Here is an 18,561-nt window from a genome sequence, read left to right on the forward strand (position 1 = left end):
CAATGATGATGAAGGCTGCCAGCATGCTGAGTATTTTTCGCAGAAGAGTGAGGATTGTTCCGACCTACGATGCTCAGCTGCTTGGACGGATAAATTCCTACTCCGTCTGGCAAAGCAAAGTGGGAGATCCGCAATTCGTATTGCGCCCGAGATCCAACCTTATGCCGGGCCGCTACGAGGTCGAGTTGGATGTTGCAGGAATTATCGCGCCGATGGTCCGGCCGAAGCTCTATTTCGATTACGGGGAAGGATTTTCCGAACGGAACGCGATTACGCTTTCGTTTAAGCCACGGTATGGCGGAAAGGCGGTAGCCAAATTTCAGCTCAAGAAGAACTGCAGAGAAATCCGATTTGATCCGACGTCCGAAGCGGGAATTTTCTTTCTTCGTCCTAAAATCAAGCTCTCCAAGCTCAGCGGGCTTGAAATATATATCGGAACAACGCTTGAAATTTTGAGGGAGAAGCCTCTCGGCAGCAATGCCCAGCTCGCGAGATACGTTTGGAACACTTACAGGAAGAGTGGCTTTTCGGGCATCGCCAAAGATCTGAACGGATACGGCTTGCCGGCCACCCCCCAATCCGCGGACCTCAGATTGCATGTCAACGATGCGGATTTCATCTTCCTCGACAAGATAGACCTGCCGTCCCAACCGTCATCGGGCAGCGTCGGCGTGCATGTTCATCTTTATTATCCGGATCTTGCAAAAGAATTCGCAAATTATCTTTCGCGGGTTCCGCGGGATTTCTCTCTTTATGTTTCGGTTCCCAACGCCGAAGCGGAACAGCTTGCCAAAGACGCTTTTTCAAAGCTCACAAATATTTCGCGGCTGGATATTCGTATCCTCCCAAACAGAGGTCGAGACATCGCGCCCTTTGTCGTGGAATTTGCTAGTGAACTGAGACAGTTCGACATCGTCGGCCATATTCAAACCAAGAAATCTCTCTATAATGATGGAGCGACCACCGGCTGGCGAGAATATATCCTAAATAGCCTGTTTGAATCCAGCCAAAGCATCGAAAAGATATTCTCTCTTCTTGAAAGTAAGCAATTCGGGATGGTCTACCCCCAGTGCTTCCCGAGAGTGCCTTATGTCGCCAATACGTGGCTGGCCAATCTTGGAATAGCGCACGCATGGATGGAGCGCCTTGGCCTCGAGCAGATCCCGGCTGGATATTTCGATTTTCCGGTGGGATCCATGTTCTGGGCGCGGCGGGACGCGATCGATCCGCTTTTGAGCGCCGGGATCTCCTTGGAAGATTTCCCGAAAGAAGAAGCGCAGACAGACGGGACACTGGCGCATTGCATAGAACGAATGCTGGGCGTGGTTCCAGCATCTCGGGGTTTCGCGCTGGGAATATTGCCGGATCTTGACCATCCCAGCTGGTCGAAATGGCGACTTGAACAGTTCACCAACAGAACGCTTGAGGACATCAAGTCGCAAATTGCAGACCCCAAGCGGAAGCTGATAGCCTTCGATATATTCGATACGCTTTTGATACGCCCTCATCTCGACCCCGATTTCGTGAAATCCGTTCTCGCCGATGAGGCGCACGCGCAAGGCTTTGACGGTTTTCGGCCCCTGCGCACCGCCGCCGAGCAGGATGCACGTAGGGCCAAGGGGTCGGACGTCAGCATCCATGAAATTTATCATGAGATGCGATTGCGTGAACCCGGTCTGCCGATAACCGCGGAACGCGAGATTTCGCTCGAGACATATTCCGTCCGCAAGCGTTCGCAAGTCGCAGAGTTGCTCGACTTCGCCAAGAAGCGGTCCAAGAGGGTTGTCCTCGCCAGCGACATGTTCCTGCCCCGTGAGGCAATTGAAACCATGCTTACCCTCTCCGGCATTGCCGGATGGGACGAATTGTATCTTTCGTCGGAAATCGGGGGGCGCAAGGATAGCGGCAAGCTCTATTCCTATCTCCTGGAAAAGGAAGGCCTGAAAGCGTCCGAGGTGCTGATGATCGGGGACAATGAGCGCTCCGATTTCCAGATCCCCATCGATCTAGGCTTTGGCGCGATCCATCTGATGAGCCCGGTCGCTTTTATGCGCGGCCTTCCGATTATTGCAAGAAAGCTTCCGGCGCGCCACGACGCCAACAACAGCTCTCAGACGATTTTCGGCCTCATCGCTCACAAGTTATATTCGGACATCAGCTACAGAGATTGGCGACCGACAGACGGGTTCGGCAGGACGGCCTACGAGATCGGGTATGCGGTGCTTGGCCCCCTCGTTACATCCTTTTCCCAATGGCTGTTGGAGAACAGCACCGCCAAGCAGTTGTCGACATTGCATTTTCTTGCCCGTGAAGGGAAGTTTCTCAAAACCGCTTTCGATACCTGGACCGCCAAAGCCGTTGACGCTCCTAAAAGCAACTATCTGATCGTATCGCGGCGAGCGGTGTCGGTACCTGCAATTCGCTCGATGGACGATATTCTGTCGATCGCCTCCTCCAACAACTTCTACGACAATACGCTGAAGGTCTTCCTCCTGGAGCGATACGGCCTGACACTCGACGTCGAGATGGAGGCGAAACTGGTCGAAAAAGGCCTGTGGTCAAAGGAGAAGCTCGTCTCCATTCGGGACGGCGACATCTCGTCCGTCACGTCGATCCTCAATGAGCTGGAACCCGAGATCATGAAGAACGCGTCGCTCGAACGGAGCGATATGTTGGCATATCTCAACGCCTCGGGCCTCTGCACTTCCGAGCGTCAGGCTGTCGTGGATGTCGGCTATAGCGCGACTATCCAGAAATTCATCATGAGAATGACCTCCCAAAAGGTCGATGGCCTCTATTTCGCGACCGAACAAACTGCAGCGCGAGTGGCCGCGGAAAACAACGTCTCGATCGAAGGCTATTTCGCCGAGAACATAAAGAAATCCCCTCACGCTCCTCCCGTTTTCCTCCATAGCTTCCTGCTTGAGAAAATGCTGAGCGCGGACGATCCGCAGGTCCTGAAATACCAAGCCGGAAAACCGGTCTTCCGCGAGCTCAGGCCGGCCGAACTGGATGCAAGAGAAGTCCGGCACGAAGTTCAAAGGGGCGCCCTTGATTTCGTTGCGGATGCTGGACGCCTACGAGATGAGATTATGCCCGGATTGCGGTTCGCTCCGGAAGACGCTCTCGTATTCTTCAACACTCTCACAAGTGAATTTCCCGCCGAGGCGCGCGATTTCCTCTCCAGGGTCAGCCTGGACGACGATTATTGTGGACGGGGTGTAGTGAGTTAAGCTGATGGCCTCTCGCAAGATTGATTGATCAGAAGACAAATGCAATTCAAGTCTGCACATGACAATCAGTGGGCAATTGCTTATTCGCATAGGGGCCGGAGAGCATAATGTGGTTGGAAATAATCAGTAAAGATGGCTTCCATGGATTTACTGATGAGGAGACGAATACTTGGAGAGCGTTTGCCCACAACAACACGCTTCACCAGGGCTGGCTGCCGATCGGCATTTGGCGGGTGGCCCGCGATTTTTCCCTGGTGGAATTAAGGAATGGCAGTCAGGCGGCGACCTGGGTGATGGGCTCGGATCTCCAGAATCTCGGTGACGCGCAAAACGTCGTTCCAAGTGAAGTGTTCGACCCTTACAGAAGCTATTTTCTTCCTCTGCTCAAGATGGCGAAGCAAACGACTTCTTATCCTCCGTCGGCAACGGATTTCGGTCGACTGGCGCCATTTTTCAGATTGAACCAGCAGACCCGCCGCCTCCTCGCTCATCACTGCGGCACAAACGGTACCAGGACCGTGATTCGCGTCGCGGAGGGGAATAAGGCATCCAGCCTGCCGCATCTGTGTGAAATGCTGAGCGCCAATTTCTTCGAGGGCGTCAAGCGGGGAATCCAGCAGAAAGCCGTCAGTTTGATAGATCCGGTCAATGGGGAAGAACTCCTACTGACCAAAAGCATTCCCCTTGCAAGTTTCCGGTTCGCTCTGCCGTTCGTGGCAGCAGATGGTCGAACCTTCTATCTCTGTGTCGCCGATTATATACATTGCTGCCGGGTCATCGGCCTTTATGACCCTGCCTCCAGGGAACTCCTCGTCCTATCGGACGGGGAGGCATCCATCGCCGCGCATATTTTCAGCAATATCGAATATGATTTCGAGATCGCGGGGGCCGAACTTGGAGACGTGCTCGAACCCTATCTCAAGTCGGAACCGGAAGGCTTGGCCGCCTATCTTCGTCCGCCGATCGCCAACCACATGGGTCATCAGCTTTGGAACGAACTCTCAGGCCTGCAGCTTCTTGCCAATAATTGCCGAAGAGACTTCCTGCCTCCTATCATCGTACCGGAGGCGCAAAGGGGCACGGAGATATTCGGGCCGACCGAGGAACTGTTTCCGGAGTTCAACTCTAAGATCATCCGGCAGTCCGGACAGGAGGACTACCGTCGTACGGCGCTGAAGAACAGCCTGACGCTGCTTCGTTTTTCCGATGATTTCGTCAGCCGGGAACTCAGGGTTCGAATCGCGATAAGGGTCACGACGAACGCTGCACTCGCAAATGAGAGAGCAAGGCTGGAGATATTCAGAAAAGACAACAGGAAAATCATCCTGCTGGGTCTGAGGGTGGAAAACCGGACACTCATCGACCTCGACAAGTTCTGCCTGGACTTCCTCGAACTCTGCGAGAAGGATTTCCCAGGCTGCGTGATCGTGCTGGACGGACATAACAGCCAGGGAGGCGAAGGAGAAAAGTCCATCATTCACAGCCATGGGCAATGGTCCGCCCGCCGCGCGCCCATCGACGTGGAAAGAGAGATCGTTCTGGCGATGCAGGATCGAGCACAGCACTCGTCAGTCCATATCATCAGCACGATCGGCCAGACCATCGACCACTCGTTGTTTTGGAGTTTGAACGCTGACCGCTTCATAACCATCTGGGGCGCGGGCTTGGCCAAATATCGTTGGGTGGCCAATAGACCAGGCCTGGTCATCAGCAGCCGCTGGAATCTTACCTATCGCGCGGACTTGAGGATCTACTCCTCAGAACGTTATATGGAAGATCCAGAGGAGATAGATTTCGCCGATCCTGCGCTGTTCGCAGATGATCTGACAGCGGAACCGCTGATGAAGTTTCCGACAGATCAGAGCCATGAAAGCTACGCCAATTTTAGGTTAAGTTCGGATCTTTCATTCATCCGCGACTATCTAAAAAAATCCTTTGAACAATAGAAGCCCTATTATTAATAGCGAATGGAGGGGACGTTGAGTTTTCAAGTAGCGATTATCGGTGGCGGTTGGTATGGCTGCCACATCGCATCGTCTCTGCTTGCCCTCGGTTTCTCTGTCGAATTGTTCGAACAAAGCGACCGGCTTCTGAGCGAAGCCTCCGGAAACAATCAGTTCCGGCTCCATCTAGGATTCCACTACGCCCGGCATCACAACACCCGACTTCAATCGCGAGACGGTTATTTCCGTTTCATGGAGCGTTATAGCGACCTCAGCAAGGCGGTTTTGCAGAACGTCTACGCAGTTCCTCAGACCGATTCACTGATCGACTTCCAGACCTATCGGATGATCATGACGTCAACCGGCCTAGATTTCCGGGAGGGAGAGAGCGTTCCGATAGAAATCAGCAATATCGAGGGTTTTTTGTTTGCTCCTGAGCGAGTTCTTCTTATCGAGAAGGCTCGAGAGTATTTCCGCAAGCAGCTCGAGGGCCACCTTAACCTGTCTTCGAAGGTGAAAGAGATAAAGGACCTCGGAGAGCACGTTACGGTCAATGGGCGTCGGTTTGACTTTGTCATCGATGCGACCTGGGGCCATTTCAGCTCACCGGGTATGGATGTCTTTTATGAACCCACAATGCTTCTTTATTTCGAAGGCCCCGCGGACTTTCCCGCGATCACCCTGGTTGACGGTCCTCTTTGCTCCATTTATCCAACGGAAGAGCCCGAGATTTTCACCCTTTCAAGCGTTCCTCATACGCCGCTTGGCCGATACGCGACTGCAGGCGAGGCACGGCGTGGCCGCGACAGCGTTACCAACGAAGTCGTCATCGAAAAAGTCGAGCAGATGACGCGGCAGGTCAGCCAGTATGTCCCCGAGTTTCGGGATGGCTTCCGTTTCATGGGGCCACAGCTCTCGATCAAGACCAAACCTATTGGTGCCTACGACGACAGAAGTTGTCATGTCTGGAAAAGAGGGCGGATCTTTTCGGTACTATCCGGAAAAATTGACACCGTGTTTTTCGCCGTGGAGCGGATCCTGTCATTCCTGGAGGCCGGAAATGACCTGCGCGCACCGGAAGTTCCCTCGTCCTTGCGGGGTGATATCCTGCGGCAACGGGCGGTCATAGGTCTGTGAGGAGCACCAAATGACATCAGCTCTCATTGGGCATACGGGCTTTGTCGGTTCGAATCTGACACGACAGACCCAATTCGACGCGTTGTTCAATTCCTCGAATATTACCGAAATGAAGGGCCGATCGTTCGATCGGATCGTTTGCGCGGGCGTTCGGGCGGTCAAATGGCTGGCGAATGCGGAGCCGGAAAAAGATCTCGCCGAGATTGCCGCACTTGCCCACATCCTTGAGACGGTCAAAGCGAAGACCTTCACGCTGATTTCGACCGTCGATGTCTATCCGAAACCGTTCGATGTGGATGAAGACACCGTTTTCGCACGCGATGCGGCCGAGGCATACGGGCGAAATCGCCTATTTTTCGAGGATACCGTCAGGAGCCTGTTCGAGCGCGTCCAAATCGTTCGCCTGCCGGGCTTGTTCGGCACGGGCCTCAAGAAGAACGTCATCTACGATATGCTAAACGACAACCGGGTCGCGTATATCAATCCGGAATCGTCGTTCCAATGGTACGATCTTGCTCAGCTTTCGATGGACCTTGCCAAGGTCGAGGAACTAGATTTGCCTTTGGTGAACTTCGCTGTCGAGCCGATAACAACGGAGGAGATCAGGCAACGGTTTTTCCCGGAAATGACAATTGGGGAGAATGCGCCACCCACGGTCCACTATCGGATGAAAACTCGCTTTGATAAATTCTTCGGTGGCCGCGATGGTTTCCTAGCGACCAAGGAGCAGACAATGGATCGTCTAGCCGACTTCATCTCCGCCACCGGGAAATCATGATATGAATTTATCGATTTCAAATCTCAGTTTTCCCAGAGAGGAGAAGTTGCGAGCCTATGCCTTGATCGCAAAGCTCGGGGCAAAAGGGGTTGAGATTGCACCTACGCGGCTTGCCGGCTGGGATGCGATGACCGTCGAGACGTTTGCGGAAGAAGCATCGATCCTCGACGATTTCGGACTTCGGGCGAGTTCACTGCAAGCGATTGTTTTTGACAAGCCGCAACTGGAACTGCTGGGGGCGGAAGAAAGCTTCAATGAATTGTGCGCTCACATTCGCCGCATTTCAGAAATTGCAATGACGCTCGGCTGTTCCGTGGCGGTCTTTGGCGCGCCCAAAAACCGCCAGCGCAACGGTCTTACGGAAGATGTCGCCGTCGGGTATGCGATCGACCGCTTTGCCCGTCTGGGGGAATTGTGCGCAGAAAACGGCCTGATCATCGGGATTGAGCCGGTGCCTGCATTTTATGGCTGCGATTTCATTTTGAATGCCGAAACTGCGACCCGGATCGTGAGAAAGGTAAATTCACCCAATATCAGGCTGCATTTGGATACCGGTTGCGCCCTGCTGGGCAGCGATGACATCGCGGATGCGATTGCCCAAGGTAGTGACGTTCTGGCTCATTTCCACATAGCCGAGCCTAAACTGGCTGAATTCAACGAACCCAAAGCCGAACACGACCGCGCCGCCAGTAGCCTAGCTTTGATGGGTTACAACAAATGGCTAGCCATCGAAATGTTTCAGGCACCGGACTGGAGGAGGGCAGTCACTTCGGCAATCCAGTTTTCTCTACGGACATACGACGTTCCGCGTCAGCGGCAGTGATAAACGTTCCAATGGCCGATTCAAAAGAAAGCACGGTTATTTTCGAACCAACAAGGTAATGATGTGATTCCGACTTATATGCCGATATGGCCCAATAAATCGGCATGTAAAAGTATCGCGAGCAAGCCACTCCTTGTCACGATCCACTCCGATCCAAGAAAAGTGGCGCTCAGGATACGTGTCGCATTCAATCGCAACAACAGAGTTCCGTCCACTCTTTATCGATCATTCCTTTTGCCATCGAACGGCCCTCGGAAACTTTACGTCTGGGCACCCCGGCATGTCGAAGCCATGTCGATCGCAGTCGAGGCGCTCGACCCTTCGGCCGGTAAGGTTTCGTTTACTGCCGAAATGAGGCCTATTTCCCTATTCCGCGCCGTAATTTCGACGTATGCAGTATTTCCGCGCGCGATAGCACGCATCACCAAGCTGCTTCTGAAAGGCAATATAAAAGGCGTCCTGTTCCGGTTCGCAAGGCTTTACGATACCATTTCGTCGCCTTCTTACCAGGAGTGGCTACCCGCGCATCGCCTCGCGGCAAAAGAGGCGGATCTTACCCTGTCCGGGCAGAACCGTCCATCGGTTGCTGTCTATGTCGAAGATGGCCCAGAACATCTGAGGCGAAAGACCCTGGCATCTCTGGCGAGCCAGAAAGACTGTCATATCCTTATGTGGTCAGATTCAGACATGGCGCAGCTCGATCCCCTCGGCGTGGAACATCGTGCGCTTCTTTGGATGCGGCTGCCGGCCGGGATGTATCTTGAAGACGACGCCCTACGAAAATTGGCAACGCCATTCCAAGACAATCCCGGTTTGACCGCCGTCTATTGCGACGAGGACGACATCGATGGAAAAGGACTGCCGACTGCTCCATTCTTCAAACCGGCATGGAACCCGCCCCTTGCTCTGTCCGGCTGGCTACCTCTCGAAGGGGCGTTGATTCGCCTCTCCAGCATTCGCGCCGATATGAATCTCAGGACGGCGCCGATTGGTGAAATTCTGATCAACTCCGCAGGCGGCAAACCATCGGTCATCCACCTCCCCGAAATTCTCCTGCATCGCATGACGAAGCGGATTGCGCCCCGCCAGCCGAAGCTACCGGAAAAATACGACGGCATGCCCGCACCGGTGAGCATCGTTATTCCAACGAGAAACAGGGCCGACCTGCTCAGGAAGTGCATCGACAGCATCCCGCGCAACAACGACAGGAACTCCGTCGAGATCATCGTCATCGACAACGACAGCAATGAAGACGATGCGATCACCTATTTGAAAAAGCTCTCGACGGAGAAGGACTGCAAAGTCATCTCAATGCCAGGCGCGTTCAATTTCTCGAAGGCCTGCAATCTGGGTGTGCGCGAAGCACGATATGAAAACATCCTATTGCTCAACAACGATATCGAAAGCCCGACGACCTCGTGGCTGTCCCATATGATTGCAGAACTGCGCGACCCTGATATCGGGGCCGTTGGAGCGCTCTTGCTTTTCCCCGACGGGTTTGTTCAGCATGGCGGCGTCACTCTCGGCATGGGCTCGGTCGCCCGCCACAGCTATCATTTCATCGACCCCGAAGGCGGTGAGGACAACGGGCTGCTCGCACAGAGACGGGATGTATCGGCGGTAACGGCCGCGTGCCTGCTAACGACTAAGTCCCTGTGGAGCGCGGTCGGCGGAATGGACGAGGAGGATTTAACGGTTGCCTTCAACGACGTAGATTATTGCCTGAAACTTCGTCGGATGGGCAAGCGCATCATCTGGACGCCGAGAGCTAAGCTGATACATCGGGAATCGGTTTCCAGAGGTTCCGACGACAGCGCGGCGAAACTCAGCAGGTTTGCCCACGAGGAAAGGGTCATGCACGAAAGATGGGGCACCCTCCTCCTTCGAGATCCCTATTATAATCCAAACCTGACGCTTCACGCCGAAAGCCATACGCTTGAACCGTTTCCCCGCGATCTCTCGGGGAGAAAAGCCTGATGGCAGGCGACCGCCGGGAAACGCTGCTATCTTGGCTGGAGCATCGGTTACTTCGCCCGATGCCGAGGAAGCGAAAGTACGCTGCTCCGAGGCGCGTTGCGAGGATTATCGTTTTCGGACAGTTCCCCAACCCCACTTACGACTATTATTTCGCGGCTCGTCTTGCCGAAACCGACGTAAGCGAAATTCTTGTTGTCGATATCCGCGACCGACCCATGCCCGTCCTCGACCCGGTTGGAGCCGCGGTCATCATCTGCCGCTATATGTCCGGTCCAATTCTGGACTGGATCGAAGAAAATGCCAGGGAACTAGCAGCGGTCTGCCTATTCATCGACGACGACATTCCTGCCCTGCTTGCCGACCAAGAAGCCTCCCTGGGTTATCGCTGGCGGCTTTTCATCCGGGCGATTTGGCCAATACGGCGATTGAACCAGCATCTCGACATTTTGTGGACCTCGACGGAGGTCCTGGCTTCCAGGCATCGGCATGCCACTGTCCTGCCGCCGGCTCCGTTGCTTGAACATTCCTCAAGCAACAGGTTAAACGGCGGGAGCAGCACGGATTCCGATATCGTCACAATCGGCTATCACGGGACCTCAATCCATATACGCGAGCACTTCTTTCTGAAACCAATCATCGAACGTGTCCTGCAAGATCGGCCGCAAGCGCGTTTTGAGGTATTCGTGAATTCTAGGAGCAAAGCCGTCTGGCGAAACATGGAACGGGTATCTGTCCGCCGGCAGGTTTCGTGGCCGGAATATCTGGCCGAAGCCTCATCCCGGTCGATCGACATCTTTCTCGTACCCCTCCTCCCGTCCAGAACCAACGATTGCCGAGCATCTACAAAAAAAATCGACGTGGCAAGATATGGAGCGGCCGCGATCTTTTCTGCGTGCCCGGCTTACGGGGCGACCGATGGGGATGAGATCCGTTTGCCGAATGACCCGGCACTCTGGTATTCTAGGCTCATAGCACTCATCGATGATCCCCATGAGCGATCGAAAATCGCACAGGCGACTCGAATGGCGGTCTCGGAAATGTCTGAAATAGCCAAAAAGAGCATTGACTTCTTTTCGGCGTCTGGGGTTGATTGACCCGCAGTTCTTCCGGGCATTTCCGCCAGATCGGCTGCGTATGAAACGGTGACAGAGGCAGAAGTTTACTGCAGATGATTTGGCAAAATGACATGAGTTCCAAAGTTGTGCTGATAAATCCGAAGCGTCATGGTGATGACAGGGGCTGGTTTACTGAAGTATATAGTGAGGCAACCTTTCAGAATTTCGGTATCGCGACGCGGTATGTTCAGGACAATCATTCTTTTTCCGCGCCGACGGGTACCTTAAGGGGTCTACATTTCCAAACTCCCCCCTTTGGGCAGGCCAAACTGATGCGCTGCATTCGGGGCCGGATTTTCGACGTCGCAGTCGATATCCGCCGAGGCTCTCCTACTTACGGAAAGTGGGTGGGTGCAGAGCTTTCTGCCGAGAACGGCCGTCAGCTGTCCGTTCCCATCGGATTTGCCCACGGATTCCTGACGCTCGAGCCAAACACGGAAGTGATTTACAAAGTCTCGAACGTTTATGCCCCCGCCAATGATGGCGGGATCAGATGGAACGATCCGGACATTGGAATCGATTGGCCAATTCCCGACGGCATAATTCCGACGTTGAGCAAGAAAGACGACGTCCAGCCCTTTCTTTCCCAGTTCGAGAGCCCTTTTGAATACGATGGCGCTCCATTAGAGCTGGTAGAAGTATAGATTCGGGAGAAAATCCATGCGTGTTTTTGTGACCGGTGGAGCCGGGTTCATCGGATCGGCTCTGGTACGTCATCTCGTGCAGAACACTCCTCACGAGGTATTCGTCTTCGATGCACTGACCTATGCCGGCAGGCTTAGCTCACTCGAACCGGTAGACAAGTCCTCCCGCTTTAGCTTCGTCAAGGGTGACATCTGCGATGAAGAGGCGGTACGCGCCGCCTTGACGAACTTTCGGCCCGATATTGTCACGCATCTGGCTGCCGAATCCCACGTCGACCGTTCCATCGACGGGCCCAAAGCGTTTGTGCAGACCAATATTGTCGGTACCTATAATTTGCTGGCTGCTTCTCTTGAATACTGGCGCAACCTCGACGGAGACGGCAGGGAACGCTTCCGCTTTCATCACATATCCACAGACGAGGTTTTCGGATCGCTGGGCGACACGGGATATTTTGTCGAAACGACCCCGTACGATCCGCGTTCGCCCTATTCAGCCACCAAAGCCGGTGCGGATCATCTCGTTTCGGCCTGGGGACATACGTTCGGGTTGCCGGTTCTGATTACGAACTGCTCGAACAACTACGGCCCGTACCATTTTCCCGAAAAGCTCATACCTCTGATGGTCGTCAAGGCGCTGGCAGGAGAAAGCTTGCCGGTCTATGGCAATGGGTCGAACGTCAGAGACTGGCTTTTCGTCGAGGATCACGTGAGAGCGCTGCAAGTGGTCTTTGAAACGGGGCGGCCGCATAGCAGCTACAATATCGGCGGCAACTCGGAGCGCCGCAATATCGATGTCGTGGAAACGATATGCGATATTCTGGATAAGCTGCAACCCCGTTCAGATGGCTTGTCCTACAGAACTCAGATCACATTCGTCGCCGATCGCCCTGGTCATGATCAGCGCTATGCCATCGATGCTACGAAAATACGGACCGAGCTCGGATGGTCGCCAACCGAGACATTCGAGAGCGGCATTGAAAAGACCGTTGCATGGTATCTGGCCAACACCAAATGGTGGGGCGATATTCTGGCCGAGACCCAGGCGGCAGCTCGCCGTGGGCTGAGCGGATCGAAGCCATGAAGATCCTGGTGACCGGCGGCAGCGGCCAGGTAGGTGGAGAGCTGGCTCGCTATGCCTGGCCGGAGGACGTGCGACTTGTATTGCCAAATCGCGCGGAACTCGATCTGTCCAACAGCGACTCGCTGGCCGCCTATGTTTTGGCCAACCGCTTCGATGCCGTGATCAACGCCGGAGCTTACACTGCAGTCGACAAGGCAGAAAGTGATGTCCTCACCGCCTGGAAGGTCAATGCGCTTGCACCCGCCGCTCTTGCCGCCGCGACTTCCGAAGCGGGCATTCCATTAATCCACGTCTCCACCGACTATGTTTTCGATGGAACAGCCGTATTTCCTTATGGCGAAGACGATCGGGTCTCGCCGCTCGGCATTTACGGAGCATCAAAAGAAGCCGGTGAACAGGCCGTAAGAACCGGCAATAGCCGACATCTAATTCTGCGAACTGCCTGGGTATTCAGCAGTCACGGGAACAATTTCGTAAAGACTATGCTGCGCTTGGGCAAAGAAAAGTCTTTTGTTCGCGTGGTTGATGACCAACACGGCTCTCCCACATCCGCGAAGGATATCGCAGACGTGCTTGCCAAAGTGACCCTCAATCAGGTCGCCGACCGCGACACCCCCACGGGAACCTATCACTTCGTCAACGAGGGGCGCACCACCTGGTGCGGCTTTGCACGCGAGATATTCAATCTGAGTGCGGCTTACGGCGGCAACGTGCCGGCGCTTGAAGCGATCACGACGGAAGAATATCCTACACCGGCCAAGAGGCCGAAATATTCCTGCCTTGCGACAGACAAGATAACACGGGACTACGGAATAACCCCACGAGGTTGGCGGGAAAGTTTGAGTGAAACCCTGAAGCAGCTGCACAAAAGCGAAAAATAAAGAGGAAACGATGAAGGGTATTATTCTCGCAGGTGGTTCCGGCACGCGCCTTCATCCAGCCACTCTCGCGGTCAACAAGCAGCTTATTCCTGTTTATGACAAGCCAATGATCTACTATCCGCTGTCGGTGCTTATGCTGGCGGGGATCCGTGACATTCTGATCATTTCCTCCCCAGAGCATATTGGCAGCTATGAAATACTCTTCGGGGATGGATCCAAATGGGGACTCAAGATCTCCTACGCGATACAGCCCAGTCCGGACGGGCTTGCACAGGCTTTTACAATTGGCGAAAGTTTTATTGGTTCTGATAATGTGGCGCTGATCCTCGGCGACAACATTTTCTTCGGAGCCGGATTGAGCGAACTTCTCTCATCTGCGCGAAATCGCAAAACCGGGGCTACGGTCTTCGCCTACGAGGTCGACGACCCGGAACGTTACGGCGTCGTGGAACTGGCAACTGATGGTCACGCAATAAGCATCGAAGAAAAACCGGCGCAACCCAGATCCCGCTTCGCCGTGACAGGCCTCTATTTCTACGACAACAATGTGGTGGGATATGCAAAGCAACTCAAGCCTTCGGCGCGCGGGGAATATGAAATTACCGACTTGAACCGCATCTACATGGAGAAAGGCTCGCTATTTGTGGAGCGCATGTCGCGCGGTTTTGCATGGCTGGATACCGGCACGCATGACAGCCTTTTGGAGGCCTCGGAATTCGTTCGAGTGATTCAACATCGCCAGGGAACGAATATAGCCTGCATCGAGGAAATCGCCTATCTGAACGGCCTGATTACGCTCGAGAAATTGATTGAATACGGAAACCTGTACTCGAAGACGGCCTATGGGAAATATCTATTGAAAATAGCTGCCGACGAGTAACATCTCAATACTTCCGACTACGCGACAAAAACTTGAGAAATGATGACGCTTTTAGTGTTCACTGCGCGCACTTGCGCGCAAAACATTACCGAAAGCGTGTTTAACCTTTTAACACTTAGGGGAGATCAGAGATCATGAGCAAATCGGGCTTACCATCGATCTGGCTCGAGGATTATTCATCATGGGGCGAATGGGATTCAGTGCGGGCGGATGTTGCGGCCAACAGCCTCCTGCTGAATGAGGAGGACTATCTCCATATCCATAAGCCGAAAAGATTCAGCCTGCGCGCTTTTTGCTCCTGCTGTTCCGAGCACCGCGATATGACCTTCGACTGGTCGCTGACTTTCGCAGGCAACGGCAACCTGTATATCGCGTGGACCGAACTATTATTATGTCAGGTCTGCGGCATGAATAGCCGTATGAGGGCGGTGTGGGATTTCGTCGCCAACAAGCTCGAACTTCCGCCCGGTGCCAAGATTTATCTGCCGGAGGCGATTACACCGGGATTTCAGCAATGGAAGAGGCGTTTTCCAAGCGCCGTTGGAAGCGAATATGTTTCGCCGGATGTTCCCGCCGGCTCTTTGCATGCCGTTGGCACCTTCTCAAATGTGCGGCATGAGGATTTAACGCAACTTTCTTTTGCAGACGACAGTTTCGACCTCATCATTAGCCAGGATGTCTTTGAGCATATCCCAGATTTTCGGTCGTCCTTCGCGGAATGCTGCCGCGTCCTTCGAAAAGGAGGAAAACTATTATTCACCGTACCATTTTTCCCGGATCAGAAGATGACGGAAATCAGGGCAATCCTGCTTCCTGATGGAAGCGTGCACTCGGATTTTCCGCTCGAGTATCATGGCAACCCAATGTCCTCGGGCGGCTCGCTCTGCTTCCAGCATTTCGGCTGGAGCATGCTTGATGATCTGCGCGCTGCCGGTTTTTCTCAGGCCGCTGCACATAACTACTGGGGGCCGACTTTCGGCCACCTCGGCTCGCCGTTTTTCGTTTTCACAGCAACGAAATAAGCTGCGCGGTCCTACGGTTCAGGTCGAGGTTAGTGAATTTGTGTTCCCGAGCAGCTGTTCCGAAATCACGCCGTCGATGGGACTCCCTGTCGACGCACGATTCAGAATACCCTTATTCCGGATAGATCAGCGAGAGCGAGGGCCGGTTGTTCGGCTTTCCAAGTGAGCCTCGATTTTCCGCGCCAGGTTAGCCGGAGTTTCATCCATTGTGTTGAGATGAAGCTCCGGATTCATTGGCGGCTCGTAGGGAGAGCTGATGCCCGTGAAATTCTGTATCTCTCCGCGCATCGCCTTCTTATAAAGGCCTTTAGGGTCGCGCCGGGCACACTCCTCGATCGGCGTGTCGATGAATACCTCCATGAACTCCCCATTTTCGAAAAGCTCACGCGCAAGCTGCCGCTCGGACCGGAACGGGGAAATAAAGGAAACCAGCACAATCAAACCCGCATCCGCCATCAACTTGGCGACTTCGGCAACGCGGCGGATATTCTCCACCCGATCTTCTTCCGTAAAACCGAGATCCTTGTTCAGGCCATGACGCACATTGTCGCCATCGAGGATATAGGTGTGCCGGCCCTTTGCCAAAAGAAGTTTTTCAAGCCAGTTTGCGACGGTAGATTTTCCGGAGCCGGACAAACCCGTAAACCAGATTACCGCAGGCTCCTGATGTTTGATGGCCGCCCTTGCACCGCGGGTAACCTCCAGCGACTGCCAGTGCACATTCTCGGCGCGACGCAGCGGGAAATCGATCATGCCTGCGCCCATCGTTCGCTTGGACAAGCGATCTATCAGGATGAAGTTCCCCATCACCCGGTTGTCAGCATAACGATCAAAAACAATCGGCGTCTGCGTCGCGAGATTGCAAACCGAAATCTCGTTCATCTGTGACGATTTCGCCGCCAGATGCGCAAGAGTATTGATATCGACGCAATATTTGAGCGCTGTAACCGTTACCCCGACACTATCGGTCTCGGTTCGCAATATATAGCTTCTTCCGGGAATCATCGGATCGGCGTCGAACCAGATAATGTGGGCCTGAAACTGATCCGCCACATTCGGGCGGTCATCGGAGGCGACCAGCACGTTTCCCCGCGAAACCTCGAGTTGATCCTCCAATACAAGAGTGACCGCCTGCCCCTCGACCGCCTCCTCGAGCAGGCCGTCGAAAGTTACAATCTCCTTGATGCTTGACGACTGGCCGGATTTGGCAACGGTTACTCTGTCACCGATATGTATTCGACCGGAAGCGATCTGGCCCGAAAATCCACGAAAATCGAGATTGGGCCGCGACACATATTGTACCGGGAACCGAAAGGATTTTCCGGCGAAAAGGTTCTCTATCGACACCGTTTCAAGATGATCAAGCAAGCTCGGACCATCGTACCATGGGGTATTCGCCGACCGCGCGATGACGTTATCGCCATACCGGGCCGAAAGAGGAATCGGCTGGATCGTTGCAAAATCCAGGTCCGCGGCGAACCGGAGATAGTCATCCGTTATCTGACTGAAAACCACCTTTTCGTAACCGATGAGATCTATCTTGTTCACCGCCAGAACGATGTGCTTTATGCCCAGCAGGGACGCGATGTAAGAATGTCGCCGGCTCTGCTGCAAAACACCTTTGCGGGCATCGATCAGCACGACGGCAAGGTCTGCCGTCGAGGCGCCAGTTGCCATATTGCGCGTATACTCTTCGTGACCGGGCGTATCCGCAACAATGAACTTGCGACGTTTGGTGGTGAAAAAACGATAGGCGACATCGATTGTGATGCCTTGCTCGCGCTCGGCTTCCAACCCGTCAACCAGAAGAGCGAAATCGATATCGTCGCCGGCGGTGCCATGCCGCCTGCTGTCGTTCTCAAGCGCGACGATCTGGTCCTCGAAAAGAAGTTTTGTGTCGTAAAGCAAACGCCCTATAAGCGTCGACTTGCCGTCGTCCACTGAACCGCAGGTCAGAAACCGGAGGAGCGACTTATTTCCTTCTTGGTCGGGAAACTCACCCTTTTTGGTGCGGAGAAAATCCGCTACGCCAGCCTGCATTCAGAAATATCCTTCCCTCTTCTTTCTCTCCATCGAGCCGTTTTCGTCCTTGTCGATTAGTCGGCCTGTACGTTCGGAGGTCCGCGCAACCGACATTTCGCGCACGATATCTTCCAGCGTCGACGCACTAGAGCTGATCGCACCGGTCAATGGATAACATCCCAATGTCCGGAAACGGATCATTCTCTCCTCCACGATCTCGTCAGGTCCGATCGGCATACGGTGGTCATCGACCATGATCAGCATGCCGTCCCGCTCGACCACGGGCCGTTTGGCAGCAAAATAGAGCGGAACGATCTTTATCTTCTCCCGAAGAATGTACTGCCAGATATCGATTTCCGTCCAATTCGACAGTGGAAAAACCCGAATCGATTCCCCCGGAGTTACTAGCGTATTATAGGTCTTCCACATCTCCGGCCGCTGGCTCTTCGGATCCCAGGAATGGGAGGCATTACGGAACGAAAAAATCCGTTCCTTTGCACGGGACTTTTCTTCGTCCCGCCTCCCCCCTCCGAACGCGGCGTCGAAACCGAACTTATCCAACGCCTGACGCAAGGCCACCGTCTTCATGACGTGCGTATACATACTCGTGCCATGAGCAAAAGGCGACATGCCCTGTTCGAGACCCTCACGGTTGATATGGACAAGCAAGTTCAAGTTTAGTTCGGCCGCCGTACGATCGCGGAAGTCGATCATTTCTCTGAACTTCCAGGTCGTATCGATATGCAGGAACGGAAATGGCGGCTTAGCCGGATAAAAAGCCTTTCGCGCCAGATGCAGCATGACGGACGAATCCTTGCCGACGGAATAGAGCATCACCGGCTTAGAAAATGTCGCCGCCACCTCGCGGAAAATATGAATCGCTTCGGCTTCAAGCCGATCCAGATGTGAGAGATGCATAGTAAATCATTCTAAATTACAAGATCAGGATATGTCTGTCTCTACATGGTTTGGGCACGATTACAAACCATTACCTTCACGGAGAGGTTCGACCCAATGTCGCACAA

Annotated in this window: 14 protein-coding genes; 12 read left to right on the forward strand and 2 right to left on the reverse strand. The window is 53.9% G+C overall.

All coding sequences use genetic code 11. The features are described 5' to 3' along the window. Positions 1-2: 2 nt before the first annotated feature. The 12 genes from DMO26_RS03640 (at position 3) to DMO26_RS03695 (ending at position 15,514) form a co-directional block, all read left to right on the forward strand. The gene (locus DMO26_RS03640; protein ID WP_162894696.1) at positions 3-3,233 is read left to right on the forward strand and encodes a rhamnan synthesis F family protein; all 3,231 of its coding nucleotides are present in this window, start codon (positions 3-5) and stop codon (positions 3,231-3,233) included. Between the two features lie 107 nt (positions 3,234-3,340). Continuing rightward, on the forward strand, positions 3,341-5,179 hold the full coding sequence (locus DMO26_RS03645) for a hypothetical protein (RefSeq protein WP_117190671.1): 1,839 nt from the start codon (positions 3,341-3,343) through the stop codon (positions 5,177-5,179). Between the two features lie 33 nt (positions 5,180-5,212). Beyond that, positions 5,213-6,313: an FAD-dependent oxidoreductase gene (locus tag DMO26_RS03650; protein WP_162894697.1), complete on the forward strand. Its 1,101-nt coding sequence runs from the start codon at positions 5,213-5,215 to the stop codon at positions 6,311-6,313. 10 nt (positions 6,314-6,323) lie between these two features. Then, a complete protein-coding gene (locus tag DMO26_RS03655; RefSeq protein ID WP_117190673.1) occupies positions 6,324-7,091 on the forward strand; it encodes an NAD-dependent epimerase/dehydratase family protein in 768 nt (255 codons plus the stop codon). A gap of 1 nt (position 7,092) precedes the next feature. After that, complete coding sequence (locus tag DMO26_RS03660) at positions 7,093-7,914, forward strand: sugar phosphate isomerase/epimerase family protein (RefSeq protein ID WP_117190674.1); 822 nt, start codon at positions 7,093-7,095, stop codon at positions 7,912-7,914. Between the two features lie 291 nt (positions 7,915-8,205). Then, a complete protein-coding gene (locus DMO26_RS03665; RefSeq protein WP_162894698.1) occupies positions 8,206-9,891 on the forward strand; it encodes a glycosyltransferase family 2 protein in 1,686 nt (561 codons plus the stop codon). Next, positions 9,891-10,985: a glycosyltransferase family protein gene (locus DMO26_RS03670; RefSeq protein WP_117190676.1), complete on the forward strand. Its 1,095-nt coding sequence runs from the start codon at positions 9,891-9,893 to the stop codon at positions 10,983-10,985. Before DMO26_RS03665 ends, DMO26_RS03670 begins: the two co-directional genes overlap by 1 nt. Before the next feature lie 92 nt (positions 10,986-11,077). Then, positions 11,078-11,650, forward strand: a complete 573-nt coding sequence (gene rfbC, locus DMO26_RS03675) for a dTDP-4-dehydrorhamnose 3,5-epimerase (RefSeq protein ID WP_117191015.1) — start codon at positions 11,078-11,080, stop codon at positions 11,648-11,650. 16 nt (positions 11,651-11,666) lie between these two features. Then, the gene (gene rfbB, locus DMO26_RS03680) at positions 11,667-12,731 is read left to right on the forward strand and encodes a dTDP-glucose 4,6-dehydratase (protein ID WP_117190677.1); all 1,065 of its coding nucleotides are present in this window, start codon (positions 11,667-11,669) and stop codon (positions 12,729-12,731) included. Further along, on the forward strand, positions 12,728-13,612 hold the full coding sequence (rfbD, locus tag DMO26_RS03685) for a dTDP-4-dehydrorhamnose reductase (protein WP_117190678.1): 885 nt from the start codon (positions 12,728-12,730) through the stop codon (positions 13,610-13,612). Before rfbB ends, rfbD begins: the two co-directional genes overlap by 4 nt. Positions 13,613-13,622: 10 nt before the next feature. Continuing rightward, on the forward strand, positions 13,623-14,492 hold the full coding sequence (rfbA, locus tag DMO26_RS03690) for a glucose-1-phosphate thymidylyltransferase RfbA (protein ID WP_117190679.1): 870 nt from the start codon (positions 13,623-13,625) through the stop codon (positions 14,490-14,492). A gap of 134 nt (positions 14,493-14,626) precedes the next feature. Next, positions 14,627-15,514: a class I SAM-dependent methyltransferase gene (locus DMO26_RS03695; protein WP_205421171.1), complete on the forward strand. Its 888-nt coding sequence runs from the start codon at positions 14,627-14,629 to the stop codon at positions 15,512-15,514. A gap of 126 nt (positions 15,515-15,640) precedes the next feature. Here DMO26_RS03695 and cysN read toward each other — a convergent pair whose 3' ends face one another. Both cysN and cysD read right to left on the reverse strand, forming a co-directional pair. Continuing rightward, a complete protein-coding gene (gene cysN / locus DMO26_RS03700) occupies positions 15,641-17,554 on the reverse strand; it encodes a sulfate adenylyltransferase subunit CysN (protein WP_117190680.1) in 1,914 nt (637 codons plus the stop codon). Then, positions 17,555-18,454 (reverse strand): sulfate adenylyltransferase subunit CysD, encoded by a 900-nt coding sequence (gene cysD, locus DMO26_RS03705; RefSeq protein WP_117190681.1) that lies wholly within the window; start codon positions 18,452-18,454, stop codon positions 17,555-17,557. Positions 18,455-18,561: the final 107 nt, after the last annotated feature.

The sequence above is a fragment of the Rhizobium terrae genome (assembly GCF_003425685.1).
GTDB lineage: Bacteria > Pseudomonadota > Alphaproteobacteria > Rhizobiales > Rhizobiaceae > Neorhizobium > Neorhizobium terrae.